12 protein-coding genes are annotated in these 17,290 nt (G+C 45.6%); 10 read left to right on the top strand and 2 right to left on the bottom strand.

Translation table 11 applies throughout. The annotated features are described in order from the left end of the window. Position 1 precedes the first annotated feature (1 nt). A complete protein-coding gene (locus GFS24_RS14335) occupies positions 2-1,348 on the bottom strand; it encodes a sigma-54 dependent transcriptional regulator (RefSeq protein ID WP_153660344.1) in 1,347 nt (448 codons plus the stop codon). Positions 1,349-1,664: 316 nt separating this feature from the next. Here GFS24_RS14335 and GFS24_RS14330 point away from each other — a divergent pair, with 316 nt between their 5' ends. The 10 genes from GFS24_RS14330 (at position 1,665) to GFS24_RS14285 (ending at position 15,927) form a co-directional block, all read left to right on the top strand. Then, on the top strand, positions 1,665-2,912 hold the full coding sequence (locus GFS24_RS14330; RefSeq protein ID WP_153660343.1) for an efflux RND transporter periplasmic adaptor subunit: 1,248 nt from the start codon (positions 1,665-1,667) through the stop codon (positions 2,910-2,912). 43 nt (positions 2,913-2,955) lie between these two features. Then, the gene (locus tag GFS24_RS14325; RefSeq protein ID WP_074241368.1) at positions 2,956-3,645 is read left to right on the top strand and encodes an ABC transporter ATP-binding protein; all 690 of its coding nucleotides are present in this window, start codon (positions 2,956-2,958) and stop codon (positions 3,643-3,645) included. Positions 3,646-3,650: 5 nt separating this feature from the next. Next, on the top strand, positions 3,651-3,866 hold the full coding sequence (locus tag GFS24_RS14320) for a hypothetical protein (protein WP_153660342.1): 216 nt from the start codon (positions 3,651-3,653) through the stop codon (positions 3,864-3,866). Positions 3,867-3,945: 79 nt separating this feature from the next. Beyond that, positions 3,946-6,354 carry an ABC transporter permease gene (locus GFS24_RS14315; protein ID WP_153660341.1) on the top strand — a complete coding sequence of 803 codons (2,409 nt, stop codon included), beginning with the start codon at positions 3,946-3,948 and terminating at the stop codon, positions 6,352-6,354. After that, positions 6,354-8,774: an ABC transporter permease gene (locus tag GFS24_RS14310; RefSeq protein WP_173003081.1), complete on the top strand. Its 2,421-nt coding sequence runs from the start codon at positions 6,354-6,356 to the stop codon at positions 8,772-8,774. The genes GFS24_RS14315 and GFS24_RS14310 overlap by 1 nt, the downstream gene beginning before the upstream one ends. A 7-nt stretch (positions 8,775-8,781) precedes the next feature. Next, positions 8,782-11,142, top strand: a complete 2,361-nt coding sequence (locus GFS24_RS14305; protein ID WP_153660339.1) for an ABC transporter permease — start codon at positions 8,782-8,784, stop codon at positions 11,140-11,142. Between the two features lie 33 nt (positions 11,143-11,175). Further along, a complete protein-coding gene (locus GFS24_RS14300) occupies positions 11,176-11,838 on the top strand; it encodes an ABC transporter ATP-binding protein (RefSeq protein ID WP_153660338.1) in 663 nt (220 codons plus the stop codon). 149 nt (positions 11,839-11,987) lie between these two features. Continuing rightward, positions 11,988-13,433, top strand: coding sequence for a TolC family protein (locus tag GFS24_RS14295; RefSeq protein WP_173003080.1), 1,446 nt, complete (start codon positions 11,988-11,990; stop codon positions 13,431-13,433). Positions 13,434-13,463: 30 nt separating this feature from the next. After that, positions 13,464-14,825 carry an efflux RND transporter periplasmic adaptor subunit gene (locus GFS24_RS14290; protein WP_153660336.1) on the top strand — a complete coding sequence of 454 codons (1,362 nt, stop codon included), beginning with the start codon at positions 13,464-13,466 and terminating at the stop codon, positions 14,823-14,825. A gap of 61 nt (positions 14,826-14,886) precedes the next feature. Beyond that, a complete protein-coding gene (locus tag GFS24_RS14285) occupies positions 14,887-15,927 on the top strand; it encodes an NAD(P)H-dependent glycerol-3-phosphate dehydrogenase (RefSeq protein WP_253906487.1) in 1,041 nt (346 codons plus the stop codon). Positions 15,928-16,039: 112 nt separating this feature from the next. Here GFS24_RS14285 and hemW read toward each other — a convergent pair whose 3' ends face one another. Next, a complete protein-coding gene (hemW, locus tag GFS24_RS14280; protein WP_153660335.1) occupies positions 16,040-17,164 on the bottom strand; it encodes a radical SAM family heme chaperone HemW in 1,125 nt (374 codons plus the stop codon). Positions 17,165-17,290: the final 126 nt, after the last annotated feature.

Below are 17,290 nucleotides of genomic sequence, written 5' to 3'. Positions count from 1 at the left end.
GCTAGAGATTATATTTTTCCATCCTTCTGTACAAGGCAGCGCGGCTTAGCCCTAATTCTTTGGCGGCATCTGTGATATTACCATTGCATTTTTTCAATGCCTGTGAGATCATGTTCCGTTCCATGTCCTCCAGGTTAAAACCAGTGTCCAGCTGCTCTGTGGCCGTATTTGTTTTCACAAATACATCTTTGGGCATCAGTGTTTTACCCTGGCAAAGGATCACCGCTCTTTCAATAGCATGTTGCAGTTCCCGGATATTTCCCGGCCAGTCGTACTGCTCCAGTTGCGTAATGAGGGATTCATGCAGAAAGGCTACCGGCCTGTTATATTTCTTCCGGTAAAGGCCCAGGAAATATTCAGCCAGTGGAACGATATCTTCTTTCCTTTCGCGGAGCGGCGGGAGATGAATTTCTATGGTATTAACACGGTATAACAGATCCTGGCGGAACTGGTTCTGTGCAGCCATTTGCTGGATATTCCGGTTGGTAGCGCAAATGAGACGTACATCTACATTCACGGCTTTATTGGAACCCACGCGGGTAACCGCCCTGTTTTGCAATACCGTGAGCAGTTTGGCCTGGAAGGGGAGAGAGATGTTCCCGATCTCATCCAGGAAAATGGATCCGCTGTTCGCTTCTTCAAATCTTCCGCTGCGATCGTCCCGGGCATCTGTAAAAGCACCTTTTACATGGCCGAACAGTTCACTTTCAAAAAGCGATTCACTCAGCGCACCAAGGTCCACGCTCACAAAATTCTTGTCCTTCCGCTGGCTGAGCGCATGGATATGTTTGGCCAGCAGATCTTTTCCCGTTCCATTCTCTCCGAGGATCAGGATATTGGCATCTGTACCGGCTACCCGGGAAACAGTTTCCAGTACTTCCTGCATGGAAGGGCTGTCACCTATGAGTACATTATCTGTATGTAAGGTGGCGCCGCCGGTCTTTTTCTCCTGTTTGGACTGGTGGGTTTCCACGGCAGTCTGGATAGTGGCCAGCAGTTTGTCGTTTTCCCAGGGCTTGAGCACAAAATCCACTGCGCCCGCTTTGATAGCCCTTACGGCCATTTCCACATCCCCATAAGCGGTGAAAAGTACCACTGTGGCTTTGGGGTTGATGTCCAGGATCTTGTCCAGCCATTCAAAGCCTTCCTTGCCACTACTCAGGTCGCGGGTGAAATTCATGTCCAGCAGGATCACGTCATATTCAAAATTGCTGACCAGGTAGGGGATCTTTTGGGGATTCTTTTCAAAATCCACCTGTGCAAAATGGCGCTTTAACAACAGGCGTGCTGCCCGTAGAACATCCACATCATCATCAACGATTAAAATTTTTCCTTGCTGGGTACTCATTGGTATGAAAATTAATTCCTTGTGTAAACCATCTACTGCAAATGACATTCCGTTAATCGTGCCAAACGGACATTTGAGAGGGGCCGTTACAAGGAAAACGGCCCCTGAGCAATATTAAACAAAGATTTATTTGTTTGAAAGGTTATTTTCAGGACTGGCCGGATGTTCAGGGGAATGTCCGATAACGGACACGGGCTGTCCGCTTTGGAACATACCGTATATTTGCCATGATATGGATACCCGCCATGGCAGCGGTTCTAAGCATTTGGCATTGCTTGGCACATGGATTGAATATTCTACGGCAGCAATTACGATCATGGATAGACAACTTAAAAAGAAATTCTGGAACAAACGGCGCATCTTCCTCATCGGTGGTGGAGGAGCGGTAGTGCTGCTAATTTTGTGGAGCTTTATTTTCGCAGACAGAAGAAGTAAACTGAACGTTGAAAAAGATAAGATCACTATTTCCGCCGTTACCAAAGGCACCTATGATGAATACATAGTAGTTACGGCAGTAGTGCATCCCCTCAAAACCATCCGCCTGGATGCCATTGAAGGAGGATATGTAGCATACAAATTCCTGGAAGGAGGTAGCATGGTGAAACGCGGAGATTCTATCCTTCGCCTGGAAAACCAGCGGCTGATGATGGACTTTGTGAACCGGGAAACAGAAATGTACCGGCTCATCAATGAACTGCAAAATACCCGCCTCCGTTTAAGGCAGGACCGTTTTGCCCTGGAAAAAACACTGAGCGATCTGGATTACCAGGTAGATCAGGCCAAGGATCTCTTTGACAGGAACAACAAATTGTTCAAAGACAAGGTAGTGGCTGAACAGGAATACCTGAAAACCAAACGTGATTATGAAAGGCTGGTGCGTCAGCGGGAAATTGAAGTAAAATCACAGGACTACCAGATAGATAACTCAAAAACCCAGATCATTCAACTGGAAGGTACCATTGCCAGAACACAGCGCAACCTTCAGTTAATGAAGGAAAACCTGAGCAACCTGGTGGTAAGGGCCCCGGTGGACGGACAACTTTCTTCCATTAACGTGGAAGTAGGTACCAGTATCCTGGCCGGCCAGAACATTGGCCAGATAGATGACCTGGATGGGTTTAAAATGAGAGCTGAAATTGATGAACATTATATCTCCAGGGTATTTGGAGGCCTCAAAGCAGGTTTCGAATTTAATGGAAAGAATCATGATATGACCATCACCAAAGTATATCCGGAAGTAAAGAACGGTCGTTTTGAAGTAGACATGAATTTTTCAAATGGCGCGCCGGAAGGCATCCGCCGTGGGCAATCCTCTCCTATCCGCCTCGAATTAGGAAAATCATCTGAAGCACTTTTATTGCCTGTGGGCGGTTTCTTTTCGGACACCGGAGGAAACTGGGTATATGTTGTAGATCAGGGTGGCAAACGCGCCGTGAAACGCAACATCACTCTCGGCAGAAAAAATCCTGTCTACTTTGAAGTACTGGAAGGTTTGAAACCCGGAGAACAGGTGATCACTTCATCTTATGAAAACTTCGGTAACAAGGAAGTACTGGAATTTTAATTTGTTAAGCCAAATACAATCAAATCACTAACAAACAACAACAATGATCAGAACAGTCAACTTGCAAAAACTCTTTACCACTGAGGAAGTAGAAACTACTGCATTGAACGGCATTTATATGGATGTACAGGATGGTGAATTTGTTGCGATCATGGGGCCTTCCGGTTGTGGAAAATCAACACTGCTGAACATCCTTGGTTTGCTGGATAATCCTTCAGACGGAGAATATCATTTCTGGGATAAAGAAGTAGCCCGCATGAGTGAACGCCAGAGAGCGCAACTGCGTAAAGGCCACATCGGTTTCGTATTCCAGAGCTTCAACCTCATAGATGAACTGACCGTTTTTGAAAATGTGGAACTGCCGCTGCTGTACCTCAAGGTGCCTTCCAGCGAAAGGAAGAAAAGAGTAGAAGAAGTGCTGGAACGGATGAATATCATGCATCGCCGCAATCACTTTCCGCAACAACTCTCCGGTGGTCAGCAACAACGTGTGGCTATTGCCCGCGCTGTAGTAGCCAAACCAAAACTCATCCTTGCGGATGAACCTACCGGTAACCTGGATTCTACCAATGGAGAAGAAGTAATGAAGTTATTGCAGGAATTGAACGATGCCGGTACTACACTGATCATGGTAACCCACTCCCCATATGATGCAGGATTCGCACATCGTATTGTGAACCTCTTCGATGGTAAGGTGGTAACTGAAAATATTAAAGAACAATTTCACGTATAAAGATCATGGAAAAGTCATTCTCTTGTCTCGTAAATCGTTTGCTGGATGTACAACTGTTTGCCGGCAATCCGCCACAGGGAAAAAGTATACAACAGTCAGGTTCTGCGATGATGGAATTACTTCCTTACATGGCCGTTCCTTTGTTAGTGGTAATGATAGGCGGCCTGTATTTTATTAGCTTATATAGAAAGAGATCATTGAAGCAAAGTGGAACCGTTTAACTTAATCTGTTTGTTAGTTAGTTAAGACGCCGCCTCCGGGCGGTTGTCTTTTTTAAATCCTTCTAAACCTCGCCAATTTATGATCAGGAATTACATTAAGGTAGCCATTCGCCACCTGTTGCGCAATAAAGGTATTACTGTTATTAATGTGGCTGGCCTTGCTATAGGCATGGCCTGTTGTATCCTGATCGTACTTTTTATCCGGGAGGAACTGAGTTATAATAGTTTTCATAAGAATGCAGGAAATATCTATCGCCTGAACAGTGCTGCGAAGCATAAGGGTGGGGGAATGGGATATTTCTACAGAACGCAGTTTGGCGCTGCGCCTGCCCTTGTAAAAGAATCTTCCAGGATCACAGATGCCGTTCGTTTCTACTATATCTACCAGGTTATTGTTGCAAAAGGAGTGGACAAGTTTAAGCAGGATGAAGTGGCCTATGCAGATGCCGGTTTTCTGACCATGTTCTCGTTTCCTATGATTGCAGGCAATCCTGCAACTGCATTGAAAGAACCCTATACTGCGGTATTAACTGCATCCACCGCAAAAAAATATTTTGGAACAGAAGATGCCATCGGGAAAACGATCCGTGTAATGGATGATTTTGATTGCCTGATCACCGGTGTCGTAAAAGATGTTCCTTCCAATTCAGATATAAAGTTCAACCTGCTGTTATCTTTTGAAACATGGAAACAGGACAGGATAAAAAATGGCCGTAATCCGGAAGGCAGCTGGTATGGGTTCAATAACAATTCCACTTTTGTTACCCTGGCTCCAGGTGTTACACCTGCTATGATGACGGGTGAATTGAACGCTTTTGCAGAAAAATATGTAGGCCCTGTTGCGAAAGGACTGGGAGAAATATTTCACTATGAATTACAGCCGCTTGCTAACATACACATGTTTCCTGACGGGGATAACGGCGAAGGCAGAGGAATGCCTAAACTGTACCTGTATGGCGCTATCGGATTATTTATCATCCTGATAGCCTGTATCAATTTCATGAACCTTGTTACTGCAAGGGCACATGAGCGCGCTATGGAAGTAGGATTGCGTAAAGTGATGGGTGCAGAAAGGAAAGCATTGATCATGCAATTCCTGGTAGAGTCCATACTCGTTTGCCTCTTATCTTTTTTACTGGCCATCTTACTGGCGCAGATGATGTTACCCGGATTTAATTATGTGACAGATAAAACCCTGTCTTTGTTCTCCCTGCAAAACATTTCATTATTCGGCTCCCTGTTACTACTCTCTGTAGTAGTAGGATTGCTGGCAGGCAGTTATCCTGCCTTATACCTGTCCGGATTTTTACCGGTACTTATTCTGAAAGGCGGCCTCAAAGGTGCCGGTACCAAATCCCTGTTCAGAAAGGGTTTGGTGGTATCGCAATTTACCATTGCCATTACATTGATCATTTCCACCGTAGTGATCTATTCTCAACTAAGATATCTGCAGCAAAAGGACCTTGGATATGATAAAAGAGGATTAGTGAACTTCTACCTGGATAACAAGAAGCAGGCAAATATCCGCGAGCTTTTTAAAGCAGAGTTATCAAAAATGCCATTTGTAAAAAATGCGGCATATACCAGCGACGCCATGGGAGATGGCTCAAGCAGTGTAAACCCGATTGGCGTGGAAGGTACTTCTGTAGAAGATAGCAAGTTAGCTTACGTCATAGATGCAGACTTTTCCTACTTTACCAATCTGGGTATTAAGATGGCAGAAGGCCGTGATTTTGATGCACGCTTCCCTTCAGATTCCATGGATGCATTCGTGATCAACAAAGCAGCCGCAAAAAAATTAGGGCTCAGCAAACCCATTGGCAGCCGCTTGGAATGGCGGGGTGGCCCTATTCCAAGGAAAGGAATTGTGATCGGTTTAACAGAAGATTTTAATTATGAATCGTTGAGATTACCTGTAGAACCTATATTGGCTATGATCAGACCTGGTAATGCGAGCATCCTTACTGTACGCATGCAACCCGGGAACAGGCAAGCTCAGCTGGCAGCAGTGGAAGCTTTATGGAATAAAATGATGCCGGCATTTCCATTCAATTATTCGTTTGTGGAAAACAGCGTGGCAGATGAATATAACCAGGAACAAAGAGATGGAAGCCTGTTTGGTGCGTATGCTGCACTGGCAATTGTAATAGCATGTTTGGGTTTATTCGGGCTCGCTATGCTCGTGGCACGCCAGCGTACAAAAGAGATCGGCATCCGTAAAGTGCTGGGGGCATCCGTGGCCAGCATCACCACTTTGCTTTCTAAAGATTTTATCCAACTCGTATTTATCGCTATACTCATTGCTTCCCCTATTGCATGGTATGGCATGGATAAATGGTTGCAGGAATTTGCATACCAGATACCCATGCCATGGTGGGCATTTGTGGCAGCAGGAGCCGGGGCACTGATCATTGCCCTGGTTACCATCAGTTTTCAATCTGTTAAAGCAGCGTTACTAAACCCTGTTAAATCATTAAAATCTGAATGATGATACGTAACTATCTGAAAATAGCTTTCCGTAACCTGGTGAAGCATAAGACAAATACCATCATCAATTTATTAGGATTGACGGTGGCATTTACGATATGCCTGTTGTTGGTGATCAGCGTGTATTATGAGTTTTCTTATAATAAATATCACGTGAACGGGAAGGACATCTACCGTCCTTATTTCTCTCAGCAAACACCAGAGGGTAAACAGTTGCAGCCTACCATGCCGGAACCGATGCTAAAGGCATTGAAAGATCAGTATTCTGCTGTTAAATACGGCAGCCGCTATAAAAGGATGGGCTGTGAACTGGAATATAATGGCAAACATTATATGAAACAGATCACCTATGTGGATGCTGATTTTTTCAGGATGTTCACATTTCCATTGATCAAAGGCAATGCTGTTAACGCACTGGAAAGTCAGAATAGTATTGTACTGAATGAAGAGGTGGCTACAGCCATGTTTGGAGAAGAAGACCCCATTGGAAAACAGGTGCGGATGCAGGCTGGCGGGGAATGGAAGGTATTCATGGTGAGCGGGGTAGGAGAAAAAATACCGGAAAATTCCAGCTTTGGCTATCAGGCAGCTATCCGGTTTGAGAATGACGATAATTATCCCAACGTCATGAATGAATGGGAATCCACCAATCATGACCTGTTTATACAATTGGCGCCGGGAACGGATCCCCGGAAATTTGAAGCAGGTTTACAGGCTTTCATTAATAAACAGTATGAATCCAATATCAATGATCTGAAGCGGGATGGCGCGCGGCCAACTGCTACCGGCCAGTACCTGGAACTGCTCATGCAGCCCTTCCTGAAAATGCATACGGATACCAGCATGCGGGGAGTGGGTACTGTGATCAGCCGTACTTATCTCAATATGTTACTGGCCGTGGCTTGTTTCGTGATGTTGATCGCCTGTTTCAACTTCATCAATCTTTCCGTTGGCAGATCTTTCACCCGTTCCCGCGAAGTGGGTTTGAGAAAAACCCTCGGAGCCATGCCTCGCCAGGTTGCCATTCAGTTCTGGGGCGAAGCTGCTCTCATCTGTCTGCTGTCCCTGGCCATCAGCGTTCCGTTGTTCTATTTCCTGCTGCCTCATTACAGGGAACTTTTCGGCAGCAGCGTAACCACCCACATACTCTTCCAGCCTTCAACGATCGCATGTATATTCGGTTGTTTCCTGCTCATTACGATCATTGCCGGCGGCTACCCTGCATGGATCATGACCCGCATGGATGCCGTGAAGATATTGAAAGGTAAACTGCGTTTGAAAACATCCGGCTCCTTACGCAATGGCCTGATCATTTCTCAGTTTGCCATTGCCATACTACTGATCTCCTGCACACTGGTTACCTGGAAGCAACTGAATTATCTGCGCAACCAACCGCTGGGTTATAACAGCAGCCAGATAGTGAGCATCCCGGTTGGTACAGAAGTGGATGGGAGGGACGCATTACAATTGCTCCGGCAGAAATTAACACAGGAACCTGCAGTGTTGGGTGTTACAGGACTTTCCACCAATCTGGGCGTAGGTCTTGATGGGGGCTCTTATAGCTGGGGTACCGGATTTGATTATAAAGAGAGGGCCGTTAATATGGCATGGATGAATGTGGGATATGATTTTGTGAAAACAATGGACCTCAAATTGATCAGCGGCCGTGATTTCTCTCCTGCATTTTCTACAGATAGTAATTCCATTGTGATCAATGAACAAATGGCGCGGCAGTTGGGAGAAAAAGATCCCATTGGTGTAAAGCTGGTGCATGATACAGCCCTGGCACCCATGACGGTAATAGGTGTTGTAAAGGATTTCAATTTCCAATCCCTGCACACGAAAGTGGAACCGCTGGGTCTTGTGATGTACAAACCGATGCCTGTTAATGTATTGCTGGTAAAGGTGAGTCCGCAAAAACTGCCGGTTATCATGGACAAGCTCAAGGCGGTATGGAAAGAGATCTCACCCCGTACAGATTTTAAAGGCAGTTTCCTGGATGAGAACATCAACCGTCAATATGACCGGGAAGAACGTTTCACCCGCATTTTTGTTTATGCTGCTATCGTAGCTATTGTGTTATCCTGCCTTGGATTATTTGCACTTGCTATCCTGGCTATTATGCAACGGACAAAAGAGATCGGCATCCGCAAAGCGCTGGGTGCTTCCGCAGGAAACATCGTACAACTTATCACCCGCGACTTTGTAAAACTCATATTTATTGCCATGGTGATTGCCACACCAACTGCATATTACTTCATGAACAAATGGCTGGAAGGTTTTGCCTTTAGCATTGAGATAAAGTGGTGGTGGCTATTGAGTGCAGGCCTGCTGGCATTAGCCGTGGCACTATGTACCATAGGGTATCAATCGCTCAAGGCAGCATTGACCAACCCGGTAAAATCTCTTAAATCCGAATAATGATTTTATGCTGAGAAACTACATCAAGATCGCATGGAGGAACCTTTGGAATAATAAGGTATTTGGGATTATTAATATTGCAGGATTAACCTTTGGTTTAACCTGCTGCATGTTCATACTGTTGTGGGTAGCGAATGAATCAAGCTATAACCGCTATCATGAAAAGCTGCCCAATATCTACCAGGTATATCAGCACCAGTATTATTCTAATAATGAAATACTCACAGTAACCGCTACCCCTGGTCCCCTGGCCGATCAGCTGAAAGCGGAGATCCCTGATATTCAGAAAGCAGCTGCACTCTCCTGGGTGTCAGAGAAATTGCTGGCGGTAGGAGAGCATGGATATAAAAGCAAAGGACAGTATGCTAATGTAGATGTTTTTAGTGTCTTCACTTTCCCCTTTGTGGACGGAGATCCAACCAAAGCGCTGCGTGGCCCTAATGATATCGTCCTCACAGAAAAACTCGCCCGTAATTTATTTGGAGACAGTAAAGCAGTAGGCAAGTCCGTAAGGCTGGACAATAAGGAAGATTACATGGTAGTGGGTGTGATGAAAGACCTGCCGGAGAATTCGTCTTTAAAATTCGAATGGCTGCTGCCGATGGAACGCTGTGTACAGGAAAATCCATTTCTAAAGAACTGGGGTGGAAATGCTCCCCGCACCTATGTGCTGGTAGATCCTAAATCAAATATCGACAAAGTAAATGCAAAAGTAAAAGGGATCATACAACGGAACCAGAAGGAATCCCAGGCCGTTGTATTCCTCTATCCTTATAAAGATGTATACCTGGAAGGCCGCTTTGATAAAGGAGTCCTGGATGGCGGCAGGATTGAATACGTACGGCTCTTTATTATCATTGCCATTTTTGTATTGCTGATTGCCTGTATCAACTTCATGAACCTTTCTACCGCAAGGGCCATTCAGCGAAGTAAGGAAGTCGGTGTGCGCAAAAGTATCGGCGCCGGTAAAGGAGCGCTGATCTCACAGTTCCTGGGTGAATCTTTTGCCCTGGTATTCATTGCCACTGCGCTTTCCCTGTTACTGGTATGGACGTTATTACCTTCTTTTGAAAAGCTGGTGAACATCACCTTGTCCGTTCCCTTATTCACCTGGTACAATATGCTCGCATTATTGGCCCTGGCTTTATTTACCGGTTTTATAGCCGGTAGTTATCCCGCTTTTTATCTTTCTTCCCTGAATGCAGTGACCACTTTAAAAGGTGGCATCTTAAGACTAAGATCAAGCGCCATCTGGCTGAGAAAAGGATTGGTGGTGTTCCAGTTTGTAGTATCCACGGTATTGATCGTGGCTGCATTCCTTATTTATCAGCAGATCAATTTTATAAAGAATAGAAATCTTGGATTGAATAAAGACCAGGTGGTTTGGTTCTTTAACGAAGGCTCCATGGTGGACGACCTGCGGTCTTTCAGAACTGCCCTGTTAAACATGCCCGGAGTGGAAGCTGTTTCAGATGCAGACCAGCTGCCTATCCAGGTGGGCAGTAATTTTTCTGGCGTTGGCTGGAAGGGGAAAAGCCCCAATGAAGACATCCTCTTCGATAACCTGCTGGCAGGATACGACTTCCAGAAAACCATGCAGCTGGAAATGGTGGAGGGCAGAACTTTTTCGCCGGAATTTGCCACAGATACAAATGGTATTGTGATCAATGAAACAGCCGCTAAAGTAATGTCGTTGAAACCTCCGTATGTAGGCCAGGCATTGACAGTGGATGATACGCAATTGCCCATCATTGGTGTAACGAAGGATTTTTCCAGCAACCATTTGCAAAAGAAAGTAGCGCCTATGGTGATCCGCTACCGCAGTAAGAGCAATAAGTTCATCCTTGTCCGTATTAAACCGGAACAGATGGAAACAGCGCTCAGCAGCATTGATAAAGTGTACAAACAGTTTAACCCGCAATATCCTTTCGAAATAAAATACCTGGATGCATCATTTGCAGACATGTATAAAAGCGAACAGGTGATAGGAAGATTATCCGCGGCATTCACCGCATTGGCTATATTCATTGCCTGCCTCGGTTTGTTTGGCCTGGCCACTTTCACGGCGCAGCAACGTACAAAAGAGATCGGGATCAGGAAAGTACTGGGTGCCAGTATTATGCAGATCCTGACATTGTTAAGCAAAGAATTCCTGCGCCTGGTATTGATAGCCGTAGGTATTGCACTACCATTGGCTGCTTATTTCATGGACGGTTGGTTAAACAAATTCGCTTACCATGTGAACATCTCATGGTGGGTATATGTAGTAACAGGATTGCTGGCCATTGTGCTGGCCATGCTAACGGTGAGTTATCAATCCATCAGAACGGCGAGGATGAACCCGGTTAAATCTTTAAGATCAGAATAAACATTGTAACAACATAAAATATTTAACACCATCATGATTCAACTGCGCAACATTACAAAGCATTACCCGGTAGGGTTTGGCAAACATGAAATTTTAAAGGATGTGAACCTGGTTATTCACGAGGGAGAGTTTGTGTCTATCATGGGCCCATCCGGATCAGGGAAATCTACACTGTTGCACATCCTGGGCTTGCTGGAGGAACCTTCAGACGGGCAATACCTTTTCCAGGGAGAGCTGGTGCATAAGATGAACGATAAAAAACGCACACAGCTTCACCGGGGCACCATCGGTTTTGTGTTCCAGGCCTACCACCTGATAGATGAACTCACCGTATACGAAAACATAGAAACGCCATTATTGTATAAGGACATGCCTTCCTCCGAACGCAAAAGCCGTGTGGCGGATATCCTGGACCGGTTCAATATGGTGGCTAAGAAAGACCTGTTCCCCAACCAGCTTTCCGGTGGCCAGCAACAACTGGTGGGAATTGCCAGGGCCATAGTGGCCGAACCTGCCGTGATCTTTGCGGACGAACCAACCGGAAACCTGCACTCAGACCAGGCTAAGGTGATCATGGAGTTGTTTGCTGAACTGAATAAAAAGGATGGTATCACCATCGTACAGGTTACCCATTCAGATATAAACGCCGAATTCGGGAATAGGATCATCCGGATCAGGGATGGTAAGGTGGAATAAACCTCTTTTACATTTTCCGCTATCTAAAAACTCATCATATGATGTTTTGCCTTAAATTCGTGTGGCCCTGTGCCACACCTACTAAGAAATTGCCATTTATCAAGAACTGGGGAATGGTGTCATCTCAATTAATATATTTTTGTCAGGCTATGAATAAAAAGTCCCTCGCAATCGCATCAATACTGGCTTTGCTGCTGTTTGGCAACCCACAGCCTGTGGCTGCTCAGGATAACTGGTCTTATCAGCGGGCGCTGGACTATGCGTTAACCCATAACCTTACCCTTCAGCAGAGCGTCTTCCAGAAGAGGCTGGCTGAACTAACCTTAAAGCAAAACCAGATGGCCAGGCTCCCTACGCTCAATGCAGGGGCAGGTGGCGAATACCGCTTTGGCCGGAACATCTCGTTTGAATCCAATACTTATGTAACCGCAGCTAACTTCAGCAGCGGGGTAAACCTGAATACATCAGCAGACCTTTTTGGATGGTTCTCCAAACAGAATACCGTAGCTGCCAGCAGGTATCAGGTATATGCCTATAACTCTTTACTGGAGAAAGCAAGGAATGATATGGGGGTGAATGTGGCCAATGCTTTTTTACAGATCCTCCTGGCCAATGAGCAGGTAAAGATCAGCAAATCCCAGGTGGACCTTAGTATGGCTCAGTTGGATAATACCAAAAAACTGGTAGCCGCAGGTTCCGTACCAGAAAGCAACCAGGCAGACCTGGAAGCCCAGCTGGCAAGAGATAGCTCTACACTGGTGACTGCACAGAACCAGAGCGTTATCAACGTGCTGCAAATGAAAGCATTGCTGAACCTGGACTTTGCCGTTCCTTTTATAGTAGAGTTACCCGAAAATATTGAACGTATACCCGTTTTGAATTTGTGGGAAACTGCCCCGGAAATGGTGTTCAGTGCTGCTTTGGCTGCCTATCCGCAATACCGTGCAGATTCTATGTTCGTGAAAGCGGCCAATAAATCATTGGCTTCTGCAAAAGGAGCCTTGTACCCAAGTCTGAGTCTTTCCGCCGGTATCAATACCAGTTATGCCAATACCATTAAAGAAGGATTTGGCCCCATCACTGCAGGAACACCGCAGGCTATCGGATACCTGAAAAATGATCCTACCTCCATCGTAGAGCAGCCCACCTTCTCTCAGGACAGAAGGATCGTTCCTTTCGGAGACCAGCTCAGCAATAACTTTGGCCAGAATATAGGCCTCAACCTGAACATCCCCCTCTTTAACGGATGGAGATCAAGGGGTGCAGTGGAACGCGCTAAGATCGATGTACAGGACAAACAGCTTGCATTGGACATTAACCGCCAGAAGCTCCGCCAGGATGTGTATACCGCGCATGCCAATGCAATAGGTGCTTTCCAGAAATACCAGGCAGCCATTACCACAGAACGTGCATCGCAAAAAGCCTACGATTTTGCGACCAAACGTTTCAATGTTGGTTTAATGAATACCGTAGAGTATATTACTACACAAACGAACCTGTTTAAAGCGCAGATCGATAAGGTATCTGCCCTATACGACTATATATTTAAAATCAAATTACTCGAATTCTATCGCGATCAGCGCATTACGCTATAGCGCGGATCGGACACAGAAATAAATGCGCATATGAAGAAGAAACTACTTTACTGGATAATCGGTGGCCTTGTAGCCCTCATTGTGGTCATTGCAGTGGTCAAAGGAACCGGCAAAGATGATGGTATTAAGGTGGCAACTGATAAAGCCGCCAAAAAAGATATCATTGAAGTGGTTTCTGCCAGTGGAAAAGTGTATCCTGAAATTGAAGTGAAAGTGAGTTCAGACGTGTCCGGTGAGATCACAGACCTCCTCGTGCTGGAAGGTGATTCCGTACAAAAAGGACAGGTACTGGCACGTATTTATGCAGATGTATATGGTTCCATGAGAGATCGTGCAGCAGCAGCCGTTAGCCAGTCTGAAGCAGATCTGGCCAATAGCACCGCAGGATTGAATGCGTTCAAAGCAAGGCTGGATCAGGCAAAATTTGCTTTCGATCGTAACTCTGAACTGCTGAAGCAAAAGGTTATTTCCAATTCAGAATTTGAAACCGCAGAAGCTACTTATAAAGCAGCCCTGGCAGATTACAATGCTGCTTCCCAAAGGATCAACAGCAGCAAGTTTGCCATCGCCAGCGCACAGGCCAATCTTACAGAAGCCAATAAGAACCTGGGCAGGACCACCATCCTGTCTCCCATGACAGGTTCAGTTTCTCTCTTATCCGTAAAGAAAGGAGAACGTGTGGTAGGTACTGCACAAATGACCGGTACAGAAATGTTGCGCATCGCAGATATGAGCACCATGGAAGTACAGGTGGATGTTGGAGAGAATGATATTCCTAAAGTAAAATTCGGCGACTCTGCTATCATTGAAGTAGACGCTTATAATAACCGTAAGTTCAAAGGGGTGGTAACACAGATTGCCAGTTCCAGCAAAGGCGCTGCAACTTCAGCTACTACTTCAGCAGAACAGGTGACCAATTACATCGTACACATCCGGATAGCTCCATCTTCCTATGCAGATCTGATAGGTAACGGAAAGAACCGCAGGTTCCCGTTCCGCCCCGGTATGAGTGCCAGTGTGGATATTCAGACGCGTACAGAAAAACTGGTATTGTCTATTCCTATTAATGCAGTAACCACCCGCAATCCGGAAGATACTGTCAAAAATAAAACAGCAGATAAGAACGCACCCGCTCCTCCGTCTGAGAATACAGGAGAAGAGAAGAAAGACTTTAAAGAAGTAGTGTTCGTACTGCAAAAAGATGGTACCGTTAAACTGGTGGAAGTAACCACGGGCATCCAGGACGATACCAATATTGAGATCAAAACCGGCCTGAAAGATGGAGAAGAAGTGATCAGCGGACCTTATACAGCGATTTCAAAAACGCTGGAGAATGGCAAGAAAGTGAAGGTGGTTCCCAAAGCACAACTCTTCGAAGGCGCCAAGAAATAAGTAAGATATACAGGAAGCAGGCATACCGGAAATGGTGTGCCTGCTTTTTTTATTACATTGCATGAAATTTGGAACGTTGAGCATGGGTAATCATATCGCTATTATTGGAAGCGGCAGTTGGGCCACCGCATTGGCTAAAATACTGACAGACAACAACCAGTACATTCATTGGTGGATCCGCAATGAGGAAACCATCCGCCACATGCAATTGCGGCATCATAACAAACATTATCTCACATCCGTATACTTCGACACCAGCCTGTTGCAATTAAACAGCAACATTGCAGAAGTGGTGAAAGCCAGCGATGTTATCATTCTGGCCGTTCCTTCCGCTTTCCTGCGTACTGTACTGGAATCTTTACCCAAAGATGCATTTGCAGGTAAGAAGGTGGTTTGTGCCATCAAAGGACTCGTGCCTGGCACCAATCAGCTGATCAATGATTACCTGGCAGATAATTTTGAACTCCCCCTGGAACAATATTTCACCATCACCGGTCCCTGCCATGCAGAAGAAGTAGCCAGTGAAAAGCTGTCCTACCTTACGTTCTCAGGCATTAATGTGGCAGAGACAGAAGCAATGGCCGCCAGGTTCAATACAGAATACCTGCAGACCATTGTCAATAAAGATGTGATGGGCGTACAGTTTGCCTCTGTACTCAAGAATATCTACGCCATGGGAGCAGGTGTTGCCCATGGACTGGAATATGGGGACAACTTCCTGAGCGTATTCATCACCAACTGTTTCCGCGAGATGCAGGAATTCCTGGAGAAATACGAACAATACCAGGCCGGCGTTGGAAAAGAAGCTACCGTACATAACTATAACGCCAGCGCCTATTTAGGAGATCTGCTGGTAACCTGTTATTCCCTGCACAGCCGTAACCGCACATTCGGTAATATGATCGGGAAAGGTTACACGGTAAAGGCAGCACAGCTGGAACTTAATATGATCGCGGAAGGATATTATGCCAGCCGTTGCATCTTTGAGATCAATGCAGAGATAGGAGCTTATATGCCCATTGCGCAGAAAGTATATGCTATTCTCTGGGAACAGATGCGTACGGAAGAAGCTTTCCTGGAACTGGAAAAGGGGTTGATCTAAAAGGGAAAAGGATTGATCTAAAAATTAAGGCCATCCCTTCCAGAGATCGTATTAACGTCATCCTCTTAAAATAAAAAAAATACCGCCCTTTGCAGCGCGGCAAGCTCCAGACCTAAAAGAACATAGCAGCAGCAATCCCATCTGCAAAAAATTTCCCCTCCCGGGTTAATTTCAACAGAGAACCTTCCTGCTTCATCCATCCTTTATCAATGAATTCTTTCCCTGCAATCAGGAGTTGCTTCTGTTTGTCCCGCCCATACTGGTCTGCTACCTTATCCAGGTTGCAGCCCCCTTCCGTACGGAGCGAGATCATAATATATTCATTCAGCGCCATTTTGGGACTGAGCATTTCTTTCTCAAACGGTAAGGCTTCCTTCCGGATACCTTGCATATATAAAGAGTTATTAGCCACATTCCACTGGCGGGAATAACCATTAAAAGAATGCGCAGAGGGGCCAAGTCCTAAATAAGGCTTGCCTTGCCAGTAACTGCTGTTATGTTTGGAACGGCTGCCCGGCAACGCAAAATTGGAGATCTCATAATGTTCATAACCCGCTTCCTCCATCCATTGCATGAGCATTTCAAAATGCTGTGCTGCCTTGTCAGGATCAATAGCCGGGATCTTCTTCCGTTGTATAAAATGATCCAGCGCAGTGCCCGGTTCAACCGTCAGCGCATAACAGGATAAATGCGGAATGCCCAGCGCTACAGCTTTAGCCACATTTTGCTCCCAGTGTTCATTCGTTAAAGTAGGACCGCCATAGATGAGGTCAATACTGATATTATCAAAACCGGTTTCCCTGGCAAGTTCCAGGCAGGCAGTGGCCTGTTCTGCATTGTGGGCACGGTTCATCCAGCGGAGGTCTTCTTCAAAAAAAGACTGAACACCAATACTCAAACGGTTAATGCCTGCAGAATAAAGACTTTCAAGCGTTCTGGCAGTGAGGTCATCCGGATTGGCCTCCAGCGTTATCTCAGCATCTGGGCTGATATCGTAATGGGAATGAAGGGATTCGAGCAAAGCGGAAATATCTCCGGGAGATAAAAGGCTGGGAGTGCCACCGCCGAAATAAATAGTTTGTACATTCTGGCCAACAAGGTATTCTTTCTGCATGCCCGCTTCCAGGATCAGGCATTGAACCATCTCATCACGGTGTTGCAGGGAGGTGGAAAAATGAAAATTGCAATAGTGGCATGCTTTTTTACAAAAAGGAATATGAAGATAGATACCTGCCATGAGTCGTTTTAAGAAAGAATTGCTGAGATTATTTGCAAACCTCGAAAATACATGTGAGTTTTGTTGATATTTTTGGAACAAGAATAGTTAATTGCATTGGCGTTCACTAAACAAAACAAATCGTTG

It is taken from the genome of Chitinophaga sp. SYP-B3965, from assembly GCF_009647655.1.
In the GTDB taxonomy this organism is placed as follows: Bacteria; Bacteroidota; Bacteroidia; order Chitinophagales; family Chitinophagaceae; genus Chitinophaga.
This window is presented reverse-complemented; position numbering and strand designations above follow the sequence as displayed.

Bases quoted from the DNA above. Each gene is read 5' to 3' on its own strand.
- GFS24_RS14320 (WP_153660342.1), top strand. From the start codon at position 3,651: ATGGAAAAGTCATTCTCTTGTCTCGTAAATCGTTTGCTGGATGTACAA.
- GFS24_RS14330 (WP_153660343.1), top strand. From the start codon at position 1,665: ATGGATAGACAACTTAAAAAGAAATTCTGGAACAAACGGCGCATCTTC.
- GFS24_RS14325 (WP_074241368.1), top strand. From the start codon at position 2,956: ATGATCAGAACAGTCAACTTGCAAAAACTCTTTACCACTGAGGAAGTA.
- GFS24_RS14285 (WP_253906487.1), top strand. From the start codon at position 14,887: ATGAAATTTGGAACGTTGAGCATGGGTAATCATATCGCTATTATTGGA.
- GFS24_RS14295 (WP_173003080.1), top strand. From the start codon at position 11,988: ATGAATAAAAAGTCCCTCGCAATCGCATCAATACTGGCTTTGCTGCTG.
- GFS24_RS14310 (WP_173003081.1), top strand. From the start codon at position 6,354: ATGATACGTAACTATCTGAAAATAGCTTTCCGTAACCTGGTGAAGCAT.
- GFS24_RS14315 (WP_153660341.1), top strand. From the start codon at position 3,946: ATGATCAGGAATTACATTAAGGTAGCCATTCGCCACCTGTTGCGCAAT.
- hemW (WP_153660335.1), bottom strand. From the start codon at position 17,164: ATGGCAGGTATCTATCTTCATATTCCTTTTTGTAAAAAAGCATGCCAC.
- GFS24_RS14335 (WP_153660344.1), bottom strand. From the start codon at position 1,348: ATGAGTACCCAGCAAGGAAAAATTTTAATCGTTGATGATGATGTGGAT.
- GFS24_RS14305 (WP_153660339.1), top strand. From the start codon at position 8,782: ATGCTGAGAAACTACATCAAGATCGCATGGAGGAACCTTTGGAATAAT.
- GFS24_RS14300 (WP_153660338.1), top strand. From the start codon at position 11,176: ATGATTCAACTGCGCAACATTACAAAGCATTACCCGGTAGGGTTTGGC.
- GFS24_RS14290 (WP_153660336.1), top strand. From the start codon at position 13,464: ATGAAGAAGAAACTACTTTACTGGATAATCGGTGGCCTTGTAGCCCTC.